Here is a 26,229-nt window from a genome sequence, read left to right on the forward strand (position 1 = left end):
CAGTATCAGAGCTTGCGCAGGCGCAGCCGGTTGATCGTGTGATCGGAGTCCTTGCGCAACACCAGCGTTGCTCGCGGACGGGTGGGGAGGATGTTCTCCACCAGGTTCGGTTGATTGATCGAGTTCCAGATGTCCTTGGCGGCGCTGGTCGCGTCGCGGTCCGATAGTCCCGAGTAGTGGTGGAAGTGCGCGTTCGGGTCGGCAAACGACGTTTTCCGTAGTGCCAGGAACCGTTCGATGTACCAAGCTTCGATGTCCTCGATCCGGGCATCGACGTAGATGGAGAAGTCGAACAGATCCGAGACCATCAGACGCGGACCGGTCTGCAGCACGTTGAGGCCCTCGATGATGAGGATGTCGGGCTGACGGATCAGGTGGAATTGGCCGGGGATGATGTCGTACAGAGTATGCGAATAGACCGGGGCCGCTACCTCTTCGGCGCCCGATTTCACCTCGGTCACGAATCGCAGGAGTTTGCGGCGATCGTAGCTCTCGGGAAAACCCTTGCGGTGCATCATGCCCCGACGGTGCAGTTCTTTGGTGGGGTACAAGAACCCGTCGGTGGTGACAAGATCGACGCGCGGGTGATGGTCCCATCGGGCCAGGAGTGCTTGCAGCACACGGGCCGTCGTGGATTTGCCGACGGCCACCGAACCGGCCACGCCGATGACGAAGGGAACTTGTCGATCGGGGTGTTTCTCGCCGAGGAACGTTGCGGTAGCGGCAAACAGTCGCTGCCTTGCGGCAACCTGTAGGTGGATCAGTCGAGCCAGCGGGAGGTACACCTCGGCAACTTCCTCGAGGTCGATCTGCTCACCGAGGCCGCGGAGGCCGTACAGTTCGTCCTCCGTCAGGACGAGCGGAGTCGACTTACGCAGTGTGCGCCACTGCTTACGGTCGAACTCGACATACGGGCTGGATTCGCCGGCGCGTGCCATCAGCGCAGCTCGCCGGTGCCGAGGAACTGTGATGCCGTTGGTACGGGCGAAGCGTGCGAGCAAGCCAGGCGCGAGTGCGCACGATCCAAGTGCATAACCGAATTGTGCTTGGTGCCACGTAAGGAGTTGTCGTCGGGTCGCATTCCGGGCGCGGGCGCTAGGCTTGTGCCTTATGGATCCAGACTCGCTCGTTCGCCGATATCTGCTGCTGGGACTAGGTTTCGATCGACTCGAGGAAGGGTTTGTCGACGCGTTCACCGGCGATCCGGCACTCCGTCAGCAAGTTGAAAATGCAACGAAGCCCGATCCGGGCGTACTCGCCCGCACCGCTCGAGAGCTTCGCGCCGAGTTGCCGGCAAGTGGTCTGAACGCCGACCGGGCTCACTTCATCGACGTTCACCTACGGGCTCTCGAATGCTCCGGCCGCAAGTTCGCGGGCGAGGAGATCGGGTTTGTCGACGAGGTCGAGGCCTACTTCGACGTGCGAATTTCGAAGGGAAACGAAGACGCATACGGCGATGCTCACCGCCTGATGGGTGAGGTGCTACCAGGCCCGGGAACGCTGGTGGAGCGCGTGCAGGCACATCGCAAGGCCGACGAGATTCCGGCTGCGAAACTGGCCGAGTGCGTCGACGCGATGTCCAGTGCCCTGCGTGATCTGGTGCGTGGCACGTTCCCGCTGCCGGCGTCGGAAACCGTCGAATACGAAGTGGTGGGGGACAAGCCGTGGTCCGGGTTCAACTACTACCTCGGTGACTATCGCTCCAAAGTTGCGATCAATTCCGATCTCCCACAGTTCATGGCGAACCTGCCGAGACTGATTGCCCACGAGTCGTATCCGGGCCATCACACCGAACATTGCCGCAAGGAAGCCGGATTGGTGGGTGCCGGGCAACTCGAGCAGACGCTCTTCCTGGTGAACACGCCGCAGTGCCTCATGGCGGAGGGCCTGGCGGATTTGGCACTCGAAGCGATAGTCGGCCACGACTGGGGACTGTGGGCGCAGGAGATCTACGCGGATCTGGGGCTGGCATTCGACGGAGAGAAGGCCCAGCAACTGTCGGCGGCATCGGGCCAGCTGATCAGCGTGCGGCAGGACGCTGCGCTGATGCTGCACGACGAGGGACGCAGCCACGACGACGTTGCCGGATTCCTCGAGCGGTGGTCACTGTCGACGCCGGAGCGGGCACGGCAGTCGCTGCGATTCCTGTCCTCCCCGTTGTGGCGGGCGTACACCAGCACGTACGTCGAGGGATACCGGTTGCTCGGCGGGTGGCTCGATCAGGCTGCAACGCCAGCCGACCGCACAGACCGATTCCGGCGTCTGTTGGACGAGCCGCTGGTGCCGAGCTCACTGCGTTCGGCACCGGGTGGAGACACGTCGGGTGACCTTCGTAGACTGGACACATTCGATCCCGCATCCACCTTGGAGATTCCTCGATGACCGCTGTGCCTGGCTCCGACGTCAACTCTGCACCACTCGCCGAACTCGACCCCGAGGTCGCCGAAGCGATGGCGGGTGAATTGGCTCGTCAGCGCGACACTCTCGAGATGATCGCGTCGGAGAACTTCGTCCCCCGCTCGGTTCTGCAGGCTCAGGGCAGTGTCCTGACCAACAAGTACGCCGAAGGCTACCCGGGACGCCGTTACTACGGTGGCTGCGAGAACGTCGACATCATCGAGGACCTCGCCCGTAACCGCGCCAAGGAACTCTTCGGCGCCGAGTTCGCCAACGTGCAGCCCCACTCGGGCGCACAGGCCAACGCTGCCGTTCTGATGGCCCTGATGAACCCGGGTGAGAAGCTGCTCGGCCTCGACCTCGCTCACGGTGGTCACCTCACACACGGCATGAAGCTCAACTTCTCCGGCAAGTTGTACGACGTCGCGTCCTACGGCGTGAGCAAGGAAGATCACCGCATCGACATGGACGAGGTGCGTTCCATCGCCCTCGCCGAGAAGCCCAAGGTCATCGTCGCCGGCTGGTCCGCGTACCCGCGTCAGCAGGACTTCGCAGCCTTCCGTGCCATCGCCGACGAGGTCGGCGCGTACCTGTGGGTCGACATGGCGCACTTCGCCGGTCTGGTTGCCGCAGGTCTGCACCCGTCGCCCGTCCCGTACGCCGACGTCGTGTCCTCCACCGTCCACAAGACCCTCGGTGGCCCGCGCTCCGGCCTGATCCTGGCGAAGAAGGAATGGGCCAAGAAGCTCAACTCCGCAGTCTTCCCCGGCCAGCAGGGTGGACCGCTCATGCACGCCATCGCAGCCAAGGCCGTCACCTTCAAGATCGCTGCCGGTGAAGAGTTCAAGGACCGTCAGGTACGCACCCTCTCCGGTGCACGCATCCTCGCCGAGCGTCTCGGCAACAAGGACGTCGCAGATCAGGGCATCAGTGTTCTGACCGGCGGCACCGATGTCCACCTCGTTCTCGTGGACCTGCGCAACTCCAAGCTCGACGGCCAGCAGGGTGAGGATCTTCTGCACGAGGTCGGCATCACCGTCAACCGCAACGCAGTTCCGTTCGATCCCCGCCCGCCGATGACCACCTCCGGTCTGCGTATCGGTACCGCAGCCTTGGCTACTCGCGGATTCGGCGACGCCGAGTTCACCGAGGTCGCCGACATCATCGGCACCGCCCTCGCCGGCGATGCCGATCTGGTTGCCCTGCGCGCCCGCGTTGCCAAGCTCGCTCTCGACGTTCCGTTGTACGACGGACTCGAGGACTGGGGCTTGCTCAGCAAGAACGTCTAAGCAGTCTTTCCGACAGCCCGGTACCCGTTGTGGTGCCGGGCTGTCGGCGTTCTTACGGCGCCTACGATGGGCCAATGGCTCAGTCTCGGACAGTTGCATTGGCACTCGGTTCCGGTGGCGCGCGAGGCTACGCCCACATCGGTGTCATCCAGGTGCTCGAGGAACGTGGCTACTCGATAGTCGGGGTGGCAGGTTCGTCGATGGGCGCGTTGATCGGGGGGTTGTACGCAGCCGGAAAGCTGGACGAATTCACCGAGTGGGCGACGACGTTGAAGGCCCGCGACGTTGTTCGGTTGCTCGACGTATCGATGTCAGCGCCCGGGGCCATCCACGCGGAGAAGGTACTCGGGCGGGTTCGAGAGATCCTGGGCGAAACGTGCATCGAAGACATGCGCATCCCGTTCACCGCCGTGGCCACCGACCTGGCTGCGGGTAGGTCTGTGTGGTTTCAGCACGGGCCGGTCGACGCCGCGATTCGTGCGTCCATCGCTATCCCCGGAGTCATCACTCCATTGGTTCTCAACGGCCGGGTGCTGGTGGACGGCGGCATCCTCGATCCGCTTCCCGTCGCGCCGACGCTCTCGATTCGTGCAGACCTGACGATCGGTGTCAGTTTGGGCGCGGACGCCCGTGAGAATCGAACGCCCGCGCGGGTGGGTACGGAGCCACGGCCCGTCGACGAGTGGGTCGGCCGATTCAAACGGGGCACCGCCCAGTTTCTCGATCGGGAGACGGTGAAGTCTGTGGTGTCTCGATTCGGTGGTCACTCGACGGGCCTGGGTCTTGAAGAGGTGGGCCTGGACGAGGTGAGTGTGGACGAGGTGAGCCTGGACGAGGGAGTCGTCGATACGGGTCGTGATATCGCTCCGAAGATCGGGCGTTTGGAGATCATGGGTCGTTCACTCGAGGTCGTGCAGTCCGCGCTGGCCAGGTACCAGCTCGCCGTGTATCCACCGGACATTCTTATCCAGGTACCCCGCAAATCGGCCAGGAGTCTCGACTTTGCGCGGGCTACCGAGATGATCGCGATCGGTCGGGTTTTGACCGAGTCGGCGCTCGATGCCGAGGATTTCTGAGCTCACGCGCCGATAGTGCGGACGGCGTCGACAAGCACCGCTGTGGCGGTAAATGACACGAGTGGCATTTTGTAACCTGGCGTTCACGCATTGTGTGTCGGAATTCGTGGCGGGATGGCCCGAAGCACAGTACCGTCGGCAGTATCGAGTAGCGCAGAAGTTACTTGTGCGGGAGGTTCTGATCGTGACTGAAACATTCAGTGCGAGAGGGCCGGCGCCCGGCCCTCGTGTCACCTGACACAAGAGCCGACCGGTCCAGCGAGAACTAGTTTGTGCGGCGTAGCGCAGACCTAGGAGCCCACCGTGACTGCATCACGCTCCGTTTCTGCCCACTCGGTTCCGGGCAGTATTTCAGCCGGTAATTCAGCCGGGAGTCATTCGGTAGATGCACTTCGCACGTATGTCTTGGATACGTCGGTCTTACTGTCCGATCCGTGGGCCGTCACCAGATTTGCCGAGCACAATGTGGTTCTGCCCCTTGTTGTGGTCAGTGAACTCGAAGGCAAGCGACATCATCACGAACTGGGATGGTTTGCGCGAGAAGCACTCCGCATGCTCGACGACCTCCGGATCGAATACGGCCGGCTCGACCGTCCGGTGCCGATCGGTAGCGAGAACGGTACCTTGCAAGTCGAACTCAATCACACTGATCCCGCAGTACTCCCCGTCGGATTCCGCACGGACAGTAATGATTCGAGGATACTTGCCTGCGCGCTCAATCTTGCGGCCGAAGGCAAAGATGTAGTCCTGGTCAGCAAAGACATTCCGCTCCGAGTCAAAGCGGGCGCCGTGGGGCTTCCCGCCGACGAGTACCACGCGCACGACGTCGTTCCCTCCGGGTGGACCGGTATGACTGAGTGTGATGTCGCGTCGACGGACATCGACGAACTGTTCTCCGAGGGCTTTCTCGATCTCGAGGAGGGGCGAGATCTGCCGTGTCACACCGGGGTTCGGCTGCTCGGCGGTTCGTCCAGTGCGTTGGGGAGGGTGACACCGGACAAACGGATTCAGCTTGTCCGCGGTGAGCGTGAGGCATTCGGTCTGCACGGCCGCAGCGCCGAGCAGCGGATTGCACTGGAACTGCTGATGGACGAAAGCATCGGAATCGTCTCTCTCGGCGGCAAAGCGGGTACCGGAAAGTCGGCGCTGGCCTTGACCGCGGGACTCGAAGCGGTGCTCGAGCGTCGAAGCCAACGCAAGGTGGTGGTCTTCCGGCCACTGTATGCCGTTGGCGGACAGGAACTCGGGTATCTCCCGGGCAGCGAGAGTGAGAAGATGGGCCCGTGGGCTCAGGCCGTCTTCGACACACTCGACGGGTTGGCGTCACCCGAAGTTCTCGAAGAGGTCCAAGCCCGGGGGATGTTGGAAGTCTTGCCGCTCACGCACATTCGTGGACGTTCTCTGCACGATTCGTTCGTGATCGTCGACGAGGCGCAGTCCCTCGAACGAAATGTGCTACTGACGGTGCTTTCTCGACTCGGAACCGGATCGCGAGTGGTGTTGACGCATGACGTCGCGCAGCGTGACAACCTGCGAGTCGGCCGCCACGACGGTGTTGCCGCCGTGATCGAAAAGCTGAAGGGGCATCCACTGTTTGCGCATATCACGCTCACTCGAAGCGAGCGTTCGCCGATCGCCGAGTTGGTTACCGAAATGTTGGAGGAGTTCGGACCGACTCCCTGAGAATAGTTCTCCCCGTGCGGCATTCTTGCCGCACGGGGAGTGGCTCAGTTCTCCAGCGGTCCCAATTCCGCGTTGAGGACTTCCTGGACAACGCGCATAGCAGCGAGTCCGGCCGGGGCGCCGCAGTACGCGCTGGCATGTATCACTGTTTCGACGATCTCGGTGCGCGTCAGGCCATTTCGCAAAGCGGCACGGACGTGGCCTTTCAGTTCGTTCTCCGCCCGTAGGGCGATCAGCATTCCCAGATTGATCAGGCTGCGACTGCGTCGATCGAGGCCGGGACGCGTCCACACCGATCCCCACACATTGGCCGTCACGAAGTTCTGCAATTCTTCGCTGTCGGTTCCGCGGGTGCGCTCGAACGCTGCGTCGACAAAATCGGCACCCATGACTTCTGTGCGCACGGCCAGTCCGGCGTCGAAGGAATCAGATGTGTTGTATTCGGTCATCGGGCGAGTGCTCTCTTCCGGCAGGTGTTGTCAGGCCGGAGCCAGCCTACTGCGAGAGCCGATACCCAACACCGCCTGCCCGATCGCGGTCACCACACCCCACGCGACGTCGCGCAGCGAGAAGTAGTCCCGCCACACGGCGATCTTGCCGTCGCGTAATTCGAAAGTTCCACACACCCAGAACTCGATGCGCAGTGGTCCGACGGTCAGGATGTCGGTGCGTTCGGTGAGGACGGTGAACTCGTCGCCGATGATGTGATGCATGTCGGCCTCGAACTTGAGTGACGGCTTCGTGACCATTCGAAGCGCCCGGACCACGGCATTTCTCCCGCGCAACGTCGGCAGCGAGACGTTCTGCCAGATGATGTCCTCGGTCATCAACTCGGCGGCGCCGTCCACATCGAAATCGGTGAGGGCGCGGAACATCTTTCGAACTGTGGTGACCGAATCAGTGTTCATCGAAACCCCTGTTCATCACGAGCCTGTGTTCATTCGGTGCTCTGACAAATGTGCCCAAACCGTCGCTGTCGAAGTATTCCAAGGTTAGCGAGTTTCCGTCGAATATGGCTCGGGATGGTTCTGTTCGATCGACTATCTGGGAGATCCCGTGAGGTCAGCTACCGAATCCGGTGAACTCGAGTGATCCCAGGGATCCTGTGGTGGGTTGTTCGGGTGTGATCGGGGCCTCGGCGACATTGACGGTAACGACAAGGGTCAGGTCGGGATTGACGCCGTTGGTGGCGTTGAGGGTGAACGTGTAAGAGCCTGCAGCGGCGGGTGTTCCGGACAGTGTTCCGTTAGTGAAAACCATGCCGGTGGGCAGTTTTGCCGGGTCGATCACTGTGATGGTGGGGGCAGGGTTACCGGTGACGGTGAATTCACGGGTAAGTGCTGTTCCGGCAACAGCATCGAGCGTCACGGGTCCGGCATCGGTGAACATCGGGGCGGCGGGTGCTGCTGCGACGATGAGGGTGGCGTTGAGCGTTGCCGGGTTTCCGACGCCGTTGGTGGCGCTGACCGTGAAGGGGAACGATCCTTCGGTGGTGGGTGTTCCGGTCAGAGCCCCAGTTTCACTGAGCGTGAGTCCGGCCGGGAGTCCGGTGGCGGTGACAACGGGGGTGGGGTTTCCGGTGGTGGTGAACGCGTGGGAGATTGCTGTTCCGGCAATACCGTTTACGGTGACGGGGCCCGCATCGGTGAACGCAGAAGCAGTTGCAGTTTTCAATGCCAATGAACGGTTGCCGCCGCCGGCGATGGCGGTGTAGCCGGTACCGGTCGGGGCGGGAAGCTGCCCACCACCGCTGCTTCCCCATTCTGCGATGGTGCCGTCGGCAGTCAAAGCCAGTGAATGGAAGTCGCCGCCACCGATGGCGGTGTAGCCGTTGCCCCTTGGGACGGTGCCTAACCCGTTGCCACTTTGTCCCCAGGTTGTGATCGTGCCGTCGGCGGTCAACGCCAACCCATGGAAACCTCCTGAAGCAATAGTGGTGTAGCCGTTACCGGTCGGAGTGTTGGTCTGACCTTCGTAGTTGTATCCCCAGCCGACGATGGCGCCGTCGGCGGTCAACGCCAACGAATGAAGGCTGCCGGCTGCGATGGCTTTATAGCCGTTGCCAGGAAGCGTGTCGGCCTGTTTCCAGTAGTTGTAACCCCAGCCCACGACGGTGCCGTCGGCGGTCAACGCCAACGAATGGTAACCGCCGGCCGCGATGGCTTTGTAGCCGTTACCAACTGGGATGTTAGCGAGTTGCCCGAGGCTGCTGGCTCCCCAAGCCACGATGGTGCCGTCGGCGGTTAAGGCCACTGAATGAAAGGCGCCGACGGCGATGGCTTTGTAGCCGCTGCCGGCCGGGATGTTGTCGAGTTGACCGTCATTGTTGTTCCCCCACCCCACGATGGAGCCGTCGGCGGTCAACGCCAACGAATGGGAGTAGCCGGCCGCGATGGCGGTGTAACCGCCTCCCGCCGGGAAGTTGTCGAGCTGCCCGTTGTCGTTGTTTCCCCCTACCCCGTAGCCCCAACCTGTGATTGTGCCGGGATCGGTGACCGGCACACCTTCCGCCGCGGCAGTGGTCGCAGCGGCGAGGGCGAGTGCTCCAGCGGCAATGAGAGCGGTGAGCCCTCGCAGTCGTCTGCCTCGGTGAGGTCTGTGACGGTGATCGAGTGGTGCCATCGTGGTGTGCCTTTCCTGGCGGATTCCGCCGGGAGGGCGGTGCGGCCACGGTTAGTGACCACGCAGTGACGATAACGGGCGGGGAGGCACAAAACGCCCATTTTTGCTGGCCATTTTAGGCCAGAGGGCATTGATGGCCGAAAATGGCCTTCTTGTGCCGAGCTGTGAACAGCGCGCCCCACGCGGCCCAAGGCAAGCATTTGAATCAGTGCGAATTGAATGTGCCGGTGCGGAATTAGCCCGCGGTGATCCGTTGTTGAGGCATGCAGCAGTCGCGGAGTGTCGCGACACTCGACGAAGGAGCACAAGAATATGCGCATCGGAATAATCGGAGCTGGTCAGATCGGTGGAACGCTTACCCGCAGGCTGACCGCGCTTGGTCACGACGTGCGCGTCTCGAACTCTCGGACGCCCGACACTCTGGCAGACCTCGAGGCGGAAACCGGTGCAAAAGCGGTACTGAACACCGAAGCCGCCGAAGGTGCAGACCTGGTGATCGTGAGCATCCCGCAGAAGAACGTCGTGGACCTTCCCGCCGGCATTCTCGCGGGCGCTGCCGACGGCGCTCCGGTGATCGAGACCAACAACTACTACCCGCAGCAGCGAGACGGATTGATCGCCGCAATCGAAGACGGTCAGGCAGAAAGCGATTGGGTGCAAGAGCGCCTCGGAGTTCCGGTCTTCAAGGCATTCAACGGAATCTGGTGGAAGCACCTGCTCGAGAAGGGTCTACCGGAAGGGTCGAGCGGCCGCATCGCGCTCCCCATCGCCGGTGACGACGAGCTGAAGAAGCAGGTTGTCTTCGACCTGATCAATCAGCTCGGCTTCGACCCCGTCGACGCGGGCACCATCGAAGACTCCTGGCGCCAGCAGCCGGGAACTCCGGTCTACGGCAAGGATTTTGGTCGCGACGCTACGTTGAAGGCGCTGGCGGAGGCAACTCCCGAGCGCACGGACGAGTGGCGAGCTGTCGCGGAGTGACTGACTGACCTGTGCCTCGCGGCGGTTCCCGAATGCGGAGCCGCCGCGAGGCCGGTGGGTTAGTCCTTGACCTTCGCCATCGCGAGAACGTCGAGGCGTTTGTCGAGTTCGGCTTCGCTGAGCTTGTCCGGAACCAGTCCGCGCTCGAGCACAACCTGCCGAATCGTCTTTTTCTCCTTCAATGCTTGCTTGGCAACGGACGCGGCTTCCTCGTATCCGATAGCCGAGTTGAGTGGCGTCACGATGGACGGCGAGGATTCGGCAAGGGTCTTGAGGTGTTCCTCGTGCGCAACCAAACCGCTGACACACTTGTCCGCGAACAACCGAGAAACGTTGGCCAGCAACGTGAATGACTCGAGTAGATTACGTGCCATCATCGGGATGTAGACGTTGAGTTCGAAAGCGCCGGCAGCGCCGCCCCACGCGATGGCTGCGTCGTTTCCGATCACCTGTGCGGCTACCTGCGTAACAGCCTCCGGCAGAACCGGATTGACCTTGCCCGGCATGATCGAGCTACCCGGCTGCAAGTCGGGGAGCGCTATCTCGCCGAGGCCCGTCAACGGTCCCGAACCCATCCAGCGAATATCGTTGGCGATCTTCGTCAGAGAGACCGCGATGGTGCGCAGGGCGCCTGACGCTTCCACCAGTCCGTCGCGGGCAGCCTGCGCCTCGAAGCTGTTCTTTGCCGGGGTCAATGCGTCGATGCCTGTCGACTTGACCAGTTCTGCAACAACTTTGGGCCCGAATCCGTCCGGCGCGTTGAGTCCGGTACCTACTGCGGTGCCGCCGATCGGTAGTTCGCCGAGTCGGGGGAGCGTTGCCTTGATTCGTTCGATGCCTGCCTCGATCTGGCGGGCGTAACCGCCGAACTCCTGGCCGAGGGTCACCGGAACTGCGTCCATCAGGTGGGTGCGTCCGGACTTGACGACGGACTTCCACTCCGCGGACTTCGCGGCGAGTGCAGCGTGCAAATGCTCCAGAGCCGGAACAAGATCCGTGACGGCGGCTTCCGTCGCTGCGACGTGCGTGGCCGTCGGGAAGGTGTCGTTGGAGGACTGTGACATGTTGACGTGATCGTTCGGATGCACATCCACGTCGTTGGCCTGTGAGATCGACGCGATGACCTCGTTGGCGTTCATGTTGGAACTGGTGCCGGAACCGGTCTGAAAGACATCGATGGGGAACTGATCGTCGTGCTTGCCGTCGGCGATTTCATTGGCTGCCGAGATGATGGCATCGGCCTTGTCCGCGTCGAGCAGGCCAAGATCTTTGTTGACCTGCGCACACGCGGCTTTGAGAAGGCCCATCGCACGAATCTGAGTGCGTTCGAGAGGTCGGCCGCTGATCGGGAAATTCTCGACTGCGCGTTGGGTTTGCGCTCGCCACAGTGCGTCGATGGGCACCCGAACTTCACCCATGGTGTCGTGTTCGATCCGGAACTGCTGTTCGTTGCTTTCCGTCATGGTTCCAGAGTAGGGGCCTTCGGCCCCTGTGCGCCTTTTTGGTAGCGGTGACTACCAGAAAGGCGCACAGGGCGGAGCCTGTCAGAACGTCGGCGGAACCGCGCCCTCTTCGCCGTCGAAGTCCACCGAGCTGTACTCGCGGAGCTTCTCGAGGCGGTGGTACGCGTCGATCATGCGGACGGTGCCGGACTTGCTGCGCATCACGATGGACTGCGTACTGGCGCCGCCGCCGTAGTAGCGGACACCGCGCAGCAGGTCACCGTCGGTGACGCCGGTGGCGCAGAAGAAGACGTTCTCGCCCGAGACCAGATCTTCGGTGGTCAGGATGCGATCGAGATCGTGACCGGCGTCGATGGCCTTCTGACGCTCTTCGTCGTCGGTGGGAGCCAGCTTGCCCTGCAACGATCCGCCCATGCAGCGCATGGCCGCAGCGGCGATGATGCCCTCAGGGGTGCCGCCGATGCCGACGAGCATGTCGGTGCCGGACTCCGGACGCGCTGCGGCGATAGCGCCGGCAACGTCACCGTCGGAGATCAGGCGGATACGAGCGCCCGTGTCGCGAACGTCCTGGATCAGCTGGTTGTGGCGAGGACGGTCCAGGATGCAGATCGTGATGTCGGAGACCGACGCCTTCTTGACCTTGGCGACGCGCTTGATGTTCTCGGCGATCGGCGCGCTGATGTCGATGACATCTGCAGCGTCCGGTCCGACAGCGATCTTCTCCATGTAGAACACAGCAGACGGATCGAACATCGCGCCGCGCTCGGCAACAGCCAACACCGAGATGGCGTTGGGCATGCCCTTGGACATCAGCGTGGTTCCGTCAACCGGATCGACAGCGAAGTCGCAGTCCGGGCCGTCGCCGTTGCCGACCTCTTCGCCGTTGAACAGCATCGGCGCTTCGTCCTTCTCGCCTTCGCCGATCACAACGATGCCGCGCATGGACACCGAAGAAACGAGCTGACGCATCGCGTCGACGGCAGCTCCGTCGCCGCCTTCCTTGTCGCCGCGTCCTACCCAGCGACCTGCAGCCATCGCGCCGGCTTCGGTGACTCGGACCAATTCGAGAGCAAGGTTACGGTCCGGGGTCTCACGATGAATGCTGCTGGCCGTCATGTGCGGTGCCTCCTGGCGCGGTCGCGGTCGACGGGGTGTGTCGACGCAAGTGGTTTCTACAGGCGTGATTGTCCCAGATGGGAGCCACTGTGTGCGCTGCTGGGTCAGGGGCGTGGTGATTTGTCACGCTTAGGGGTACCGGGAATCGTTACAAGCGGCCGGTACCTGGATACTGGGAGTGTGGCATCGAAGAAACCCCGCATTCTCGAAGACAACAAAGACATGGTCTGGTCTCTCGTACCGCTGGTGCTGTTTTGCATCATCATCGCGGGCATCGCCAGCCAGTGCACGTTCAGCCCCGGAGGCCCCACCCAGGGGCCGATCCCGAGCGTCGACATCGACGCAGCGCTGAACTACGACGCCAAGGAACTGGGTTTCCCGATCCGCAAACCTGTAGTTCCCGAGGGCTGGACCCCGAACTCGGGTAGTCGGAAAGTGATCACCGGCGACGGCGGCGGCGATTCCAGCACTGTGGGATTCATCACGACCAACGGTAGCTACATTCAGCTGACGCAGAGCAATGCCGAAGAATTCCCCCTGGTGTCCTACGTAGCAGGCGGACAGCGTTTCGCGACGGGTGTCGAGGACATCGACGGCCATACCTGGAACGTCTTCGGCGGCGAGGGCGTCGAGTCGATCTGGGTTACCGACGTCGACGGAGTTCGTCTCCTGATCACCGGCGCCGCTCCGGCCGAGGACTTCACGACCTTGGCGCGCAACGCCGGCCAGGCCGAGCCGATCGTTCCCTAGCTACTCGTCCGACCCGGACAGCCTCTACTCGTCCGACCCGGACAGTGCCGTCTCCACACGAGCCCTAGCGCCCGCCAGGTGCTCCTCACAGCGCTTGGCGAGCGCTTCGCCACGCTCCCACAGGGCCAACGAGGCGTCGAGGTCCAGACCGCCCTGCTCGAGGATCTTCACGACGCCCACCAGTTCGTCGCGGGCAGCTTCGTACCCGAGTTCGCTGATGTCGACGTCTGCGGGGTTGTTCTCGGCGTTGCTCATTTTTCTCTTCCCATTACTGCGGCGCGAACAGCGCCGTCTGCAAGTCGAACTCGTATCTGAGTGCCGGGCGGCGCATCCTCGACCGAGCGCAGCACTTCCGGATCTCCGTCGGCGATGATGCGCTGCACCACGGCATAGCCCCGGGCCAGTGTGGCTGCCGGACCAAGAGTTGTCAGGCGTGCCCGCAAGTGCTCGACGGTTCGTGATTCGGAGTCGATCAGCCTGGTGACATCGCGTCGGCCTGCGGCTTGCAGTCGTTCGATTTCCTCGGCCCGACGGTCGATGGCCAGTAGCGGCGACGCCATCACGGGGCGGGTGCGCAGTTGCTCGATGAGATGAGACTCGCGCTTGACCCAGCTGCGTAGCGCTGCGGCACTGCGATCGCGGAGTTCGGAGACCAGCGCTGCTTCCGCAACGGCGTCGGGAACTACCCGCTTGGCAGCATCGGTAGGGGTGGCGGCGCGAAGGTCGGCGACGTGGTCGCTCAACGGACTGTCGGGTTCGTGGCCGATTGCGCTGACGACAGGAGTCGTACAGGCGACGATGGCCCGGCACAATGCTTCGTCGGAGAACGGAAGCAGATCTTCGACGCTTCCGCCGCCGCGCGCGAGGATGATGACATCGACTTCGGGGTTCGCGTCGAGATCCTTCAACGCCTCGATGATCTGAGGCACGGCTGTCGGACCTTGAACTGCGGTGTTGCGCACTGCAATTGCGACAGCGGGCCAGCGACGATGGGCGACGGACACGACGTCCTTCTCGGCAGCACTGGCTCGTCCGGTGATCAGCCCGATTGTCCCGGGCAGGAACGGCAGCGGACGCTTGAGCCGGGGATCGAACAGCCCCTCGGCGGCAAGCAGTGCGCGTAGTCGTTCGATGCGCGCGAGCAGTTCACCGATGCCGACGGCCCGGATCTCGGTTACGCGCAGCGAGACGGTGCCGCGTCCGGTGTAGAACGAGAGCTTCCCGAACATCACTACCCGAGAACCTTCCGTCAACGGGACGGGAGAGTTGTGCAGTAGTTGCGGTGAGCACGTCACGGACAACGACATGTCGGCCGACGGATCACGAAGAACCAGAAACGCCGTCCGGGTGCCGGGGCGCGCATTGATCTGGGTGATCTGGCCCTCGACCCAAATGCTGCCGAGACGGTCGATCCATCCTGCGACCTTGGCCGAGACGGTACGAACCGGCCACGGTTGTTCGGGGGAGCTGGCACCCGAACCTGTCGGGCGTTGCTGTGCGGGCGGACGCTGGGCGGAAGTCACTTTGCCTTGGCTGTGGTGATGCGGTTGGTCAACATGGTGACGTACGGCGCGCGCGAACGAGTTGCGTTCTCGTAGTCGAGCAGCGTCGTCAGGTTCTCTACGCTCAACGACTTGATGCGGGCACGCAGCTCCGCGAGCGTGAGGTTGGCGTAGTCCAGTTCGGCAACAATGGGCGGTTCCGACGCAGCAGTGTTATCGGTATCACTGTCGAGATCAGCCTCCGCGTCCGGTTGGGGCGCGGTATCAGCTGTGGGATCGACCGAGTAGAGAGCGAACCGTCCGGCGTTGGTCGGGCTCTCCCGAGTCTTCGGCGACGACGGCTTCACGTCCTCGTCGAAAACGGCCCACTCCGGCTGCTCGTCGTCGCCGGACCAGCTGAGCAGCGCAAACGCCTGATCGCCCTTGATTGCGAGCGACGTGATGGACTGCTGTAGCCGCATGCTCGTCTGGAGCATCTGACTGACGGCGGTCATGGGCAGGGCGACTGCGGTTTCCGGAAGCTTCTTGGCTTCTTCCAACGCGGTGACGGCGAGTCCTGCAGCCACACGTGCCACGAACGGGGGTCGAATCATTCCAACAGCTTGCCGTAAAGCACCGACAATCGGTAGCCGACTCGGCGCTAGCGCGGAGGTAGACCTTCGCCGAAGTGTTGCACAAGGAAGCTGCCAGTAGGCTGGTGCCATGTCTTCGGCTGTTCCTCTCAATCTCGGTATCGCGCACTCCGCGGATTCGGCGTCCATTCGCAAGGGCACAGGCAAGCGGGTACTTCTCGCTGAGCCACGCGGTTACTGCGCCGGCGTCGACCGGGCGGTGGAGACCGTCGAAAAGGCGCTGGAAAAGCATGGCGCGCCCATCTACGTGCGCAAGGAAATTGTTCACAACCGTCACGTCGTCGAGACGTTGGAAGATCAGGGAGTGATCTTCGTCGACGAAACCGACGAGGTTCCCGAGGGTTCCCTTCTGGTCTTCTCCGCGCACGGCGTCTCACCGGCCGTCCACGAATCGGCTGCCGAACGCAATCTGCGCACCATCGACGCGACGTGCCCACTGGTCACCAAGGTGCACCAGGAAGCAAAGCGGTTTGCACGAGACGACTACGACATCCTGCTCATCGGCCACGAAGGCCATGAGGAAGTCGAAGGCACCGCAGGTGAGGCACCCAACCACGTCACGATCGTCGACGGCCCCGACTCTGTGGATGCGGTCACTGTCCGCGACGAGAACAAAGTGATCTGGCTGTCGCAGACCACGTTGAGCGTCGACGAGACGATGCAGACTGTCGCTCGTCTGCGAGATCGCTTCCCGAATCTGCAGGATCCGCCGTCCGACGACATCTGCTACGCGACGCAGAACCGTCAGGTCGCGGTCAAGGCCATGGCGCCCGAATGCGATCTGGTGATCGTGGTCGGCTCGCGCAACTCCTCGAACTCGGTTCGGTTGGTCGAGGTCGCACTCGGTGCGGGCGCCCGGGCGTCGTACCTGGTCGACTATGCCCGCGAAGTTGATCTGAGCTGGCTCGAGGGCGTCGAGACGGTCGGAATCACGTCCGGCGCTTCCGTCCCGGAGGTGCTGGTTCGCGGAGTGATCGACCTGCTGGCAGATCATGGTTTCAAGGATGTGCAGTCGGTGACCACAGCCAACGAGACGCTGGTGTTTGCGCTCCCGCGCGAGCTGCGAGCAGCTCGCACCTAGTAGTCGCTACGAAAAACCCCGAACTAGCACACACAGGTTCGGGGTTTTTCGTTTGGTACAAGTGCGTCAGGTCGGCGTTTCGTCGCGGTCGCGGTAACGCACGCGCGGAGCCGGGTAGGCCGGCAGGTCCGCGCCCGCTGGGCGCCGACGCGGGGGGAGCGGCACGTCGTCGGCCCCGCCCGAGGCAAAGAACGGTTCCATGCGTTCTTCGGAGGGGCGACCGGCTTCAGTGGTACGACGCTCTCCATACGACGGGTACTCGCGGCGCTCGCCGTACGAAGGGGAGTCGCTCCGCTCGCTGACCGGTTGGTTGCGTCGCGGCGGTTGGTAGCGATCGTGGTCTGGTTGGTAGCGATCGTGGTCGACGGGAGTGGAGCTACGACGCGGTGGTGTGCGATCAGGCGCGGCAGCCGGGCGGTACGACGGCCGCTCGTTGTAGACGGGACGTTCGCTGTACGCCGGGCGATCGGCCTCGCGTCGCCGGGGTTGCGGCGGGATCAGGTCCGTTGCCTCTGCGGCATCCGGTCGGCTCGGTTCCGGCCGACGGCGACGACGTTGCGCAGAATCGTCGCCCGTACTACGTGAGCTCTTGGCCGGCGGCGTGTCGCGCCGGGTTCGGGTGGATCGAACCGGACCCGTCGGACGCTGCTGCAGCAGGAAGTAACGCAGGCAGCCGATAATCAGGACCACGATGCTGGTAGCCAGCATGACGGGGAAGCGGTCTACCAGCGGGTATGCGATGTTGATGGCAATGTCGCGGAGTGAAGTGCTGTTTTCCTTGCCGATCAGGGTCTGAGCAACCGGTACCGCGACCAGAAGCAGGAGCGGGGGCTGCGCCATCGCCGTGAACAGTGACTTGTTTGCGGCGGCAACCACGGCGAACAGGCAACCGAGGAAGTAGAACGTCGAGAAGACGGAGGTCAGCTCGCCGCCACCGCCGGATGCATCGATCAGGACACCGATCGAAGTGACTCCGGCAGCGAGCAGAATGACTCCCCACCAGGGCAGGCCGGGGACTGTGACGACCAGAGATCGTTTGTCCAGCGGTACCCCGGAGCGAGCACGTTGGGTTGCAGACACACATTGACATTAGCCGCTTTCTCGGTGTGAGCAGTGTTTGTGCCGGTCGTGGCTTCGGGTTTATCTGTCGGTGGGGTCCTCTACCGTCACTGGAATGAAGATCCTGCACACGTCTGATTGGCACATAGGTCGCACTTTCCATGGTGTGGACTTGTTGGCCGATCAGGCGAGTGTGTTGAACACCATTGCGGCTCTGGTCCGTGAGCACGGCGTGGACGTCGTGGTTGTTCCGGGGGATATCTACGATCGCTCCATTCCCAGTTCCGACGCGGTCACGGTGTGCAATCGAGGGTTCGAGGCCATTCGTGATGCCGGGGCGATCATCGTCGCCACGTCCGGCAATCATGATTCGGCCGTGCGCTTGGGTGCCGGTGCGTCGTTTGCCGCGGCCGGCGGGCTGCATCTGATCACTCGAGTTGGTCAGGTCGATTCACCGGTTGTGGTCGAGGACGAGTTCGGCCCCGTGGTGTTCTACGGAATTCCGTATCTCGAACCGGAGATTACGAGAGTCGAGTTGGATGTGCCCCGTGCGCGTAGCCACTCGGACGTTCTCGGGGCCGCTATGGCCCGGGTGCGGGCAGACCTGACGGGTCGGCAAGAGAGCGACCCGAAAACCCGGTCGGTGCTTTTGGCACATGCCTTTGTAGTCGGCGGCGAGGCGACGGGTGAGGAGCGTTCCATTTCTGTGGGTGGCGTCGAGACGGTGTCGGCAGCGGAGTTCGACGGTGTCGATTACGTCGCGTTGGGGCATCTCCATTCGCCGCAGATGTTGTCGGAGCGGGTCTGGTATTCAGGTTCGCCGTTGCCGTACTCGTTCGGTGAGCGCAGCCATAGGAAAGCGGCGTTGTTGGTTGAACTCGACGGCAGCGGCCTCGTCTCGACGTCGCGTCTCGATCTTCCGATTGTTCGGGGATTGCGACAGTTGACGGGCACCCTCGAGGTGTTGCTGAGCTCGTCGGATTACGACGATGCCGAGGATTGTTACGTCTCGGCGCTGCTTACCGATCAGGTTCGCCCGATCGATGCGATGCGCGCGTTGCACACGAGGTTCCCGTTTGCCGTCCATCTCGAATGGCAGCGGCCAGAAGGTAATTCGGAACTCAAATACCGCGACGCAGTGCGTGGTCGAGACGATATCGAAATCGCCCGGGGGTTTGTTTCCGCGGTCCGCAGCGAGCCTACCGAGGGCGAAATCTCTCTGATGGAAGCTGCACTCGGTTCGGCTGATCGAGCCGACGAAGCCACAGCTGAACTGGGCGTGAGCGCGTGAGACTTCATACGCTCGAGGTCAGGGCCTTCGGCCCGTTCGCTGACACCGTCACGGTCGATTTCGACAGGCTGGGGGCCGACGGACTTTTCCTGTTGCACGGTGATACCGGCGCGGGCAAAACCACTGTCCTCGACGCCGTGGCCTTTGCGTTGTACGGCCGCGTGCCCGGTGCTCGAAACGAGGGCAAGCGGCTGCTGTCCGATCATGCTCCGGTCGGGTCCGTACCGCAGGTGACGCTCGAAGCGACCATCAGCGGTCGACGCCTCAAACTTGTTCGTAGTCCCGAGTTTTCGCGTCCGAAAAAACGTGGATCCGGTTCGATCGTCGAGAACGCCAAGGCAACTCTGACGTGGCTCGACGGCCGCGGCGAGAACCTCTCGCGAATTCCGGATATCGGCGACGAGATCAACCGACTGATGGGAATGAGCGCCGATCAGTTCTTCCAGGTTGTTCTGCTCCCACAAGGGGAGTTCGCCAAATTCCTTCGCGCCGAGAACGAGGAGCGCGGCAAGCTGCTCGAGCGACTGTTCGACACCAAGAAATTTGTGTCGGTCGAGGCGTGGTTCGACGAGAAGAAGAAAGCCAGTGCCAGCGCTCTCGCCGACAAAGAGCAGGCCGTGCAGGTCTTACTTGCGCGCGTCGAGACTGCGGCGGGTTTGGAAGTGGGAGCGGAAGCGCATCCGCTCGAATGGTCGCGCAAGTTGCTCGCGGAGGCGCAAGACGGCCGCGATCTGGCAAACGGAGTACTCGAGAAGTCCAAAGCTGCTGCAGCGGAGGCAAACCGAATTCTCGGGATTGCCGAGCGTACTGCGGATTTGGTGCGCCGTCGAGACCGTGCGCGCGCAGAGATCATTGCACTGGACGAGGGGTCGGCAGACCTGGCGGTCATTGCAGACGAGTTGGCTACAGCCACACGGGCGCAACCGGTTTCGGTAATCTCTCAGGATTCGGATTCGGCGCAACGGGCAATGGCGTCGGCACTCGCACAGGCTGAGAAGGCGGTGACGCTCTACTCCGAGCACGGCGGTCCCGACATCTTCGGTGGGGGAGGGTGGCCGGCGCGAGACGGTGAACGCGGCGAGGTCTTGGCCCAGGTCCGAGACTGGCGAGACGAGATCGTGCGACTGGATTCGGTGGCCGAGCAGGCGCGGATCGCGGATGCGGCGGAGTCGGAGATCGGCACACTGTCGGCGCGGCACGCCAAGATGATCGCCCGTACCGAGGATATCGCCCGCCAGCGCGCGCAGCTGCCGGAACAATTGAGCTCTGCCGCATCGGAACTCGCCGATGCGCAGCGCTGCGAAGCGTCGTTGCCGGGCCTTCGAGCTGCCTACGCAGCGGCGGCGGACAGTGCTTCGGCTGCGCGCGACATCGTTGGTGTGCGGGCAAGGGCCGAGGCAATGCGCGCCACAGTGCTTGATGCGCGGGACGCACATCAAGCGGCGCGCGGTCGCTGGCTTGATCGCGTGCAAACGCGTATCGAGGGAATGGCGGCGGAACTGGCCGGTTCACTGAAACCGGGTGATGCGTGCCAGGTGTGTGGTTCTCCGGAACATCCCGCTCTGGCGCAGCCCGGAACCGACACCGTGACCGAGGTGGACGTAGAGAAAGCCGCAGTTCTCGAACGCGCCGCAGAAGGTGCTTTGACGGTCGTTCTCGAGCAGGAGAGCGCTCTGGCGTTGGAGATCGAGCGTTTGATCGCCCGCGGCGGCGACGGTGATGTCACGGAACTCGAGGCAGTGCGAGAGTGGGCACAAGCGGCGCTCGAGAGTGCAACATCCATGGCGCGTCGGGCAGCCGATCTGGCTGCAAAGGCAGCGGAACTCAGCGGCCGCGACAACACACTCGAGCAGGAGTCCGCAGCGTTGGCCACGGAGGCGGCCACAGTCATCGAGCGTATCTCTGCTCTGACGCTGCGAGCGCAGGAGATTCGTGCCGCGATTGTCTCTGCAGCGGGCGAGGATTCGAGCATCTCCGCCAGGCGGGCCCGGTTCGAGACCTGGGCAAACGCAGCTGTGACGGCTTCGGAAGCCCGCGACGACGCGGCCCGAGCACAGGCTCGAGCTGCCGAGTTGTCGGCCAAACTGGTTGATGCAGCACTCTCCGCTGGTTTCGAGTCGGCTCCGGCCGCGCTGGCAGCTGTTCGGACGCCGGCACGCATCGCGGCTCTAGAGGCTGAGGTTGCCCGGGCACGTGATCGCAGAGTAGCCGCGAGGTCAGTTCTCGACGACCCAGATGTTGCTGCAACGGCTGATGTTGCGACTGTGGACGTGGATGGACCGGCGCTGGTTTCGCGTGAATGTGCGGCGGCGGTCAACGAGGCTGTGGCAGCGGCGTCCTTGGCCGAGAATCGGGTTTCGGACCTCGAGCGGCTCAACGGCCAGCTCGAGAAAGCCTACGAGGCAATCGCGCCGCAGCGTGCGCGCCACGACGAGTTGGCGGCGCTGGCAGACGTGATCGCGGGCAAGGGGCAGAACAACCGCAAGATGTCATTGCGGTCGTATGTGTTGGCGTCGCGACTCGAGGAAGTTGCACTGTCCGCGTCGGTTCGCCTGCGTCGAATGTCCGGTGGACGATACGAATTCGTTCACAGTGACGAAGCCGGATCCCGTGGTCGCCGCGGTGGGCTCGGGCTTGATATCCGTGACGATTTCACGGGCGTCGTGCGGTCGGCAAAAACGCTGTCGGGCGGTGAGTCCTTCTTGGCGTCACTGTCTTTGGCATTGGGGCTTGCCGATGTTGTCGCGGCTGAATCCGGTGGCGTTGTGCTGGACACCATGTTCATCGACGAGGGATTCGGGACGCTCGATGCAGACACACTCGACTCGGTGATGGGTGTGCTGGACGAACTTCGCGACGGTGGACGTGTTGTCGGGATAGTCAGTCACGTCGACGAAATGCGACAGCGAATCCCGAGTCGCCTGCACGTCATTCGGGGACGTGCAGGCTCCTCGGTAGAACTGATTGCCGGCTGATCAGGCCTTCTGGTCTCCGGCGGTGTTTGCACCGTTCTCGGACTGCTCGACCAGGTCGGCCGCGTCGCCCTTCGGCATAGGTTCGTTGTCGGTGGCGCGTTCGTCGATCTGCTCGCCGATGTAGCGGATGACGACGGCGGCGACAGCGGCCACGGGGACTGCGAGGAATGCGCCGATGATGCCGTAGAGGGAGCTACCCGCCGCGACGGCGAGAAGCACGATAACGGCATGGAGCTTCATCGACTTGCTTTGCAGGACAGGCTGAAGGACGTTTCCTTCGATTTGCTGCACCAGCAGGATGATGATCAACACGATGATCGCCGTGGTCAGGCCGTTGGCTACCAACGCAACCAACACCGCAAGGGCGCCGGCAACAAATGCGCCCACAATCGGAATGAAGCCACCGATGAAGGTGAGAATCGCGAGCACAGGTGCCAGAGGGACGCCGAGGATCAACAGTCCGGCGCCGATGAACACTGCGTCGATCAGACTCACCAGAGCCTGGGTGCGGATGAACCCACCAAGGGTGTCCCACATGCGCGTCAGAACTTCTTCGAGGTGCCGTCCGGCCTTTCCGCCGCCCACCGCGTGGAGCCACGGGATGAACCGCGGGCCGTCCTTGATGAAGAAGAACGACAGGACCAGAACGAGGCCAAGGGTGACGAGAAGGGAACCAGCGGTACTCACGCCACTGAAAACGCCTGAGGCGATAGCGGTTCCACTTTCCTGAACCTTGGCGACAACTGAATGGATGGCGTTGTCGATCTGATCGTCTTGCAAGTTCAGCGGCGGTCCTTGGAGCCAGTCCTGAACTTGGTTGATGCCCTCGGTTGTCTTGTTCGCGAGTTCAGGGGCCTGCCCGACTACCGACGGGATGATCCCGGCGATCACACCGGCGAGCACTCCGATCGACAGGAGCAGGGTGATGCCGGCAGCGGCTGCCGGCGGTAATCCGCGTTTGACCATTTCGCGAGTTGGCGGCCACATGACAGTCGCAAGGACAATCGCCAGAGCCACGGGCAGCACGATTACCCACAGCTTTTCGACGAGCCAGCCGAAAATCAATGCGCCGATCGAAATGGATGCCAGCACCAACGACCATTTGGCGAGCCAAAGGCCGCCCTGTCCGATGATCTCGCCGCGGTCGCGTGTACGCGCGGGAGCCGGCCCAGCTACCTCGTTGCCTTGCTCGCTCACTGATCGTCCTTTCGGTCGGCGTGGGGTTCTCCCCGCCGATGTAATTGACGTGGTTTCGCTTGCCTGATCGTAACGCTGTCCGATTTGGTGCAGTACGCGCGACGCTAACGGTTGATCGGTATCTGGCGGCGTCGGTGCGCGGCTACCATTTCCGTTATGAGAATTGCAGCAGCAGTTGTGGCAGCAACAATCGTCGTTCTGGGTCTCACCGCGTGCAGCGAGGAACAGACGAACGATGCACAGGACAAGGTCAACAGCGCGATCACCAGTGGGCAGCAGGCTTTCGAGACTGCAAAAGAGTCAGCGGGCAATGCCATCGATCAGGGAAAATCTGCCCTGTTCGTGGCAACGTTCCGCGGTGCGTACGCGCCGTTGGCGGCTGATCGTGATGACGCGGACATCGAGAAGATCCTGACGACAACGTGTGACGAAGTCGCGAAGGGCACCGACGAGGCAGAAGTGAAGGCAGAGATCATCACTCTGGCGGAAAACAACGGAACTGTTCCGACTCAGGAGCAGGCCGACCACATTTACTCTCTGGCCAAGGCAGCCTGCCCCTGATCGTCAGTCAGCAGCAGCGGGCACCAGGATTGCTGTCCGCTGCTGCGTGACGTCGACGCCAGAACTCACGCTCGCTCAGAAGCGGCGCATCGGTGTGGTTCCGCCGTGTGTGTTCGACGTACCGGGCGTAGTCCAGATCGCCCATCACCGAACGGATCCACCACAGGATGCCGCGCAGGGTTGTTGCGACGTGTGCAGTCATGATCAGTGCCCACCCGCATGTGCGGCGCCGGGTGCGCGAACCTTACCCGCCTTGATGAGCTCGTCCCATTCCTTCTGAACTTCCTTTTCTGCCGGTGTCGGGATGAAACTCGCGGGACCGAAGATCTTCGACGGTTCCTCGGGGGATTCGGTAGTGGGTAGACCACCGGCCCTGATTGCCTTGATGCACACGATGATTCCGGCAATCACCACGACGATGACGAGTGACGCGAAGATGATCGACAACGTGCCCTGAATGAACGTGTTGCGAATGACGGCGTCGATTGCTTCGGGAGTCTTCGCGGAGCCGTGCGACGTCTCGCCGGCGGCTTTTGCGTCCTTGAATACGTTGTGCTGAGCCCAGTATCCGATTGCCGGATTGTCGGAGAAGATCTTCTGCCACGACGCCGTCATGGTGACGATCAAGTCCCACACCAACGGAACTCCGGGGATCCAGGCCCACTTGAACAGTCCCTTTTTTATCACGATCGTCATGACCACTGTCAGTGCGATGGCTGCGAGTAGTTGATTGGCGATTCCGAACAGGGGGAAGAGCGTGTTGATGCCGCCGAGTGGATCGGTGACGCCCATCAGCAGGATTGCGCCCCAAGCCGCAACAACGATCAGCGAGCAGAGCCATGCACCGATGCGCCACGACGGATCCTTGAACTTCTTTGCGGGACCGCCGAAGTTACCCAGTGAGTCCGAGAGCATGAACCGCGCAACTCGGGTGCCGGCGTCAATGGTCGTGAGAATGAAGAGCGCCTCGAACATGATCGCGAAGTGATACCAGAACGATTTCAGTGAGTCACCACCGAACACGTCGCTGAGGACTTCGGACATGCCGAACGCCAGCGTCGGAGCGCCGCCCGTTCTCGAGATGATCGATTCCTCTCCGACGGCCTCAGCTGCCTGAGACAGGACGTCGGGGGAGATGGGAGCGATTCCGAGGGGCAGGTTGTTGACGTATTCTGCTGCGGTTTCCGGTGTTCCGCCGGTCAGTGCGGCGGGAGCGTTGAGCGCGAAGTACAGGTGCTGATCGAGGATGCAGGCGGTAACCAGGGCCATGATGGCGACAAACGATTCGGTCAGCATGCCGCCGTAGCCGATCATCCTGGTCTGGCTTTCCTTCTCCAGCAGCTTCGGTGTGGTTCCCGACGCGATCAGTGCGTGGAACCCCGAGAGTGCGCCGCAGGCGATGGTGATGAACAGGAACGGGAACAGCGCGCCGGCAAAGGCAGGGCCCTCTCCGTTGGAAGCGAATGGCGTAACGGCAGGCATGTTCAGTGCTGGTCGCGCAACCAGAATTCCGATGGCCAGCAGGGCAATTGTGCCGACCTTCATGAACGTCGACAGGTAGTCGCGGGGTGCGAGGAGAAGCCACACGGGCAGGACAGAGGCGGCAAATCCGTACGCGATCATCAGCCACGCGATGGTGACCTTGGACAGCGTGAACCAGTCTGCGCCCCAACCGGTATCGGCGACCCAGCCGCCGGAGACGATGGCCAGCAGCAGCAGGACCACGCCGATCAGCGACACCTCGGAGACCTTGCCGGGGCGAAGGTAACGCAGGTAGACGCCCATGAACAGTGCGATGGGGATGGTCATCGCGATAGAGAACACGCCCCAGGGACTTTCGGCGAGCGCGTTGACAACCACAAGTCCGAGAACGGCGATGAGGATGATCATGATGACAAAAACGCCGATCAGTGCCGCGACGCCGCCGACGAGGCCGAGTTCTTCACGAGCCATCTGACCGAGGCTGCGGCCGCGTCGTTTGGACGAGATCCACAGAACCAGGAAATCCTGTACGGCACCGGCAAAGACGACTCCGATGATGATCCACAGAGTGCCTGGCAGATAACCCATTTGCGCGGCCAGGACCGGACCGACCAGTGGGCCGGCGCCCGCGATGGCTGCGAAGTGGTGACCGAAGAGAACCCGTCGATCCGTCGGCATGTAGTCCGCGCCGTTTTCCATGATTTCGGCAGGGGTGGCGACGTCGTCGCGTGGTTTGACGATTTTGCGTTCGATCAACCGCGCGTAGAACCGATAGGCGATCAGGTAGGTGCAGATTGCGGCCAACACGAACCAGACGGCGCTGATGTGTTCGTTTCGCACTATCGCGATCATGTACCAGGCGAGGCCGCCTACCAGTCCGATGACCAGGAACACGAAGCGCGCAGTCGGTGAGATGGGGGTGCGGTCCACCACGCCGACGGGTGGCAGGTCAGGGTCTGTTTTCAGGTACTCGACATTCGGTTCCGGCGCCGTCGTCAGGCTCATCGTCGAACTCCGTCCACTAGTTCAGATGTGGCCGCCGTCACAGCGGGCCATCTGTCACTGTAGGACT

The 26,229-nt window shown here is 62.6% G+C and carries 23 protein-coding genes; 10 read left to right on the forward strand and 13 right to left on the reverse strand.

Annotation, left to right across the window (positions count from 1 at the left end):
- Window positions 1–5: 5 nt before the first annotated feature.
- Complete coding sequence (gene coaA / locus R4P64_RS20435) at window positions 6–938, reverse strand: type I pantothenate kinase (protein WP_033234510.1); 933 nt, start codon at window positions 936–938, stop codon at window positions 6–8.
- 172 nt (window positions 939–1,110) lie between these two features.
- Here coaA and R4P64_RS20440 point away from each other — a divergent pair, with 172 nt between their 5' ends.
- From R4P64_RS20440 to R4P64_RS20455, 4 genes are all read left to right on the forward strand, one after another.
- On the forward strand, window positions 1,111–2,382 hold the full coding sequence (locus tag R4P64_RS20440) for a hypothetical protein (protein ID WP_045069373.1): 1,272 nt from the start codon (window positions 1,111–1,113) through the stop codon (window positions 2,380–2,382).
- Window positions 2,379–3,686, forward strand: coding sequence for a serine hydroxymethyltransferase (glyA, locus tag R4P64_RS20445; protein ID WP_045069374.1), 1,308 nt, complete (start codon window positions 2,379–2,381; stop codon window positions 3,684–3,686). Before R4P64_RS20440 ends, glyA begins: the two co-directional genes overlap by 4 nt.
- A gap of 74 nt (window positions 3,687–3,760) precedes the next feature.
- Entirely contained in the window at window positions 3,761–4,762 is a 1,002-nt protein-coding gene (locus tag R4P64_RS20450) for a patatin-like phospholipase family protein (RefSeq protein ID WP_033234508.1), read from the forward strand.
- Between the two features lie 303 nt (window positions 4,763–5,065).
- Window positions 5,066–6,445 (forward strand): PhoH family protein, encoded by a 1,380-nt coding sequence (locus tag R4P64_RS20455; protein ID WP_033234507.1) that lies wholly within the window; start codon window positions 5,066–5,068, stop codon window positions 6,443–6,445.
- Window positions 6,446–6,489: 44 nt separating this feature from the next.
- Here R4P64_RS20455 and R4P64_RS20460 read toward each other — a convergent pair whose 3' ends face one another.
- The 3 genes from R4P64_RS20460 to R4P64_RS20470 form a co-directional block, all read right to left on the reverse strand.
- Entirely contained in the window at window positions 6,490–6,894 is a 405-nt protein-coding gene (locus tag R4P64_RS20460) for a carboxymuconolactone decarboxylase family protein (protein ID WP_095888503.1), read from the reverse strand.
- Between the two features lie 30 nt (window positions 6,895–6,924).
- Complete coding sequence (locus R4P64_RS20465; RefSeq protein ID WP_033234505.1) at window positions 6,925–7,353, reverse strand: limonene-1,2-epoxide hydrolase family protein; 429 nt, start codon at window positions 7,351–7,353, stop codon at window positions 6,925–6,927.
- A 154-nt stretch (window positions 7,354–7,507) separates the two neighbouring features.
- Complete coding sequence (locus R4P64_RS20470) at window positions 7,508–9,067, reverse strand: RCC1 domain-containing protein (RefSeq protein ID WP_141486271.1); 1,560 nt, start codon at window positions 9,065–9,067, stop codon at window positions 7,508–7,510.
- A 279-nt stretch (window positions 9,068–9,346) separates the two neighbouring features.
- On the opposite strand from R4P64_RS20470, the gene R4P64_RS20475 reads away from it, so the two are divergent.
- A complete protein-coding gene (locus R4P64_RS20475; protein WP_255285230.1) occupies window positions 9,347–10,048 on the forward strand; it encodes an NADPH-dependent F420 reductase in 702 nt (233 codons plus the stop codon).
- 59 nt (window positions 10,049–10,107) lie between these two features.
- On the opposite strand, the gene R4P64_RS20480 is transcribed toward R4P64_RS20475, so the two are convergent.
- Window positions 10,108–11,511, reverse strand: a complete 1,404-nt coding sequence (locus tag R4P64_RS20480; protein ID WP_141486270.1) for a class II fumarate hydratase — start codon at window positions 11,509–11,511, stop codon at window positions 10,108–10,110.
- Window positions 11,512–11,592: 81 nt separating this feature from the next.
- Entirely contained in the window at window positions 11,593–12,627 is a 1,035-nt protein-coding gene (gene glpX, locus R4P64_RS20485) for a class II fructose-bisphosphatase (protein WP_033234502.1), read from the reverse strand.
- A gap of 180 nt (window positions 12,628–12,807) precedes the next feature.
- Here glpX and R4P64_RS20490 point away from each other — a divergent pair, with 180 nt between their 5' ends.
- Entirely contained in the window at window positions 12,808–13,377 is a 570-nt protein-coding gene (locus R4P64_RS20490) for a DUF4245 domain-containing protein (protein ID WP_033234501.1), read from the forward strand.
- 24 nt (window positions 13,378–13,401) lie between these two features.
- Here the strand turns inward: R4P64_RS20490 and R4P64_RS20495 are convergent, their stop codons facing one another.
- From R4P64_RS20495 to R4P64_RS20505, 3 genes are read right to left on the reverse strand one after another with little or no spacing between them, the layout of a single operon-like run.
- Window positions 13,402–13,632 (reverse strand): exodeoxyribonuclease VII small subunit, encoded by a 231-nt coding sequence (locus tag R4P64_RS20495; protein WP_033234500.1) that lies wholly within the window; start codon window positions 13,630–13,632, stop codon window positions 13,402–13,404.
- Entirely contained in the window at window positions 13,629–14,900 is a 1,272-nt protein-coding gene (xseA, locus tag R4P64_RS20500; protein ID WP_045069395.1) for an exodeoxyribonuclease VII large subunit, read from the reverse strand. The genes R4P64_RS20495 and xseA overlap by 4 nt, the downstream gene beginning before the upstream one ends.
- The gene (locus R4P64_RS20505; protein WP_033234498.1) at window positions 14,897–15,472 is read right to left on the reverse strand and encodes a lipid droplet-associated protein; all 576 of its coding nucleotides are present in this window, start codon (window positions 15,470–15,472) and stop codon (window positions 14,897–14,899) included. The genes xseA and R4P64_RS20505 overlap by 4 nt, the downstream gene beginning before the upstream one ends.
- Before the next feature lie 109 nt (window positions 15,473–15,581).
- On the opposite strand from R4P64_RS20505, the gene R4P64_RS20510 reads away from it, so the two are divergent.
- Entirely contained in the window at window positions 15,582–16,592 is a 1,011-nt protein-coding gene (locus R4P64_RS20510; protein WP_033234497.1) for a 4-hydroxy-3-methylbut-2-enyl diphosphate reductase, read from the forward strand.
- Window positions 16,593–16,658: 66 nt separating this feature from the next.
- Here the strand turns inward: R4P64_RS20510 and R4P64_RS20515 are convergent, their stop codons facing one another.
- Window positions 16,659–17,672 (reverse strand): DUF6542 domain-containing protein, encoded by a 1,014-nt coding sequence (locus R4P64_RS20515; RefSeq protein ID WP_033234496.1) that lies wholly within the window; start codon window positions 17,670–17,672, stop codon window positions 16,659–16,661.
- A 94-nt stretch (window positions 17,673–17,766) separates the two neighbouring features.
- Between R4P64_RS20515 and R4P64_RS20520 the strand changes: the two genes are divergently transcribed.
- Complete coding sequence (locus R4P64_RS20520) at window positions 17,767–18,942, forward strand: exonuclease SbcCD subunit D (protein WP_141486268.1); 1,176 nt, start codon at window positions 17,767–17,769, stop codon at window positions 18,940–18,942.
- Entirely contained in the window at window positions 18,939–21,917 is a 2,979-nt protein-coding gene (locus tag R4P64_RS20525) for an SMC family ATPase (RefSeq protein ID WP_317822455.1), read from the forward strand. The genes R4P64_RS20520 and R4P64_RS20525 overlap by 4 nt, the downstream gene beginning before the upstream one ends.
- Here the strand turns inward: R4P64_RS20525 and R4P64_RS20530 are convergent, their stop codons facing one another.
- Window positions 21,918–23,114 carry an AI-2E family transporter gene (locus R4P64_RS20530; RefSeq protein ID WP_045069406.1) on the reverse strand — a complete coding sequence of 399 codons (1,197 nt, stop codon included), beginning with the start codon at window positions 23,112–23,114 and terminating at the stop codon, window positions 21,918–21,920.
- A gap of 156 nt (window positions 23,115–23,270) precedes the next feature.
- Here R4P64_RS20530 and R4P64_RS20535 point away from each other — a divergent pair, with 156 nt between their 5' ends.
- Window positions 23,271–23,675: a hypothetical protein gene (locus tag R4P64_RS20535; RefSeq protein WP_033234492.1), complete on the forward strand. Its 405-nt coding sequence runs from the start codon at window positions 23,271–23,273 to the stop codon at window positions 23,673–23,675.
- A gap of 7 nt (window positions 23,676–23,682) precedes the next feature.
- On the opposite strand, the gene R4P64_RS20540 is transcribed toward R4P64_RS20535, so the two are convergent.
- Window positions 23,683–23,877, reverse strand: coding sequence for a YbdD/YjiX family protein (locus R4P64_RS20540; RefSeq protein ID WP_033234491.1), 195 nt, complete (start codon window positions 23,875–23,877; stop codon window positions 23,683–23,685).
- A gap of 2 nt (window positions 23,878–23,879) precedes the next feature.
- Window positions 23,880–26,162 carry a carbon starvation CstA family protein gene (locus tag R4P64_RS20545; protein WP_317822456.1) on the reverse strand — a complete coding sequence of 761 codons (2,283 nt, stop codon included), beginning with the start codon at window positions 26,160–26,162 and terminating at the stop codon, window positions 23,880–23,882.
- Window positions 26,163–26,229 lie beyond the last annotated feature (67 nt).

The sequence above is a fragment of the Rhodococcus sp. IEGM 1366 genome (genome assembly GCF_033142425.1).
GTDB classification, from domain to species: Bacteria; Actinomycetota; Actinomycetes; order Mycobacteriales; family Mycobacteriaceae; genus Rhodococcus_F; species Rhodococcus_F globerula.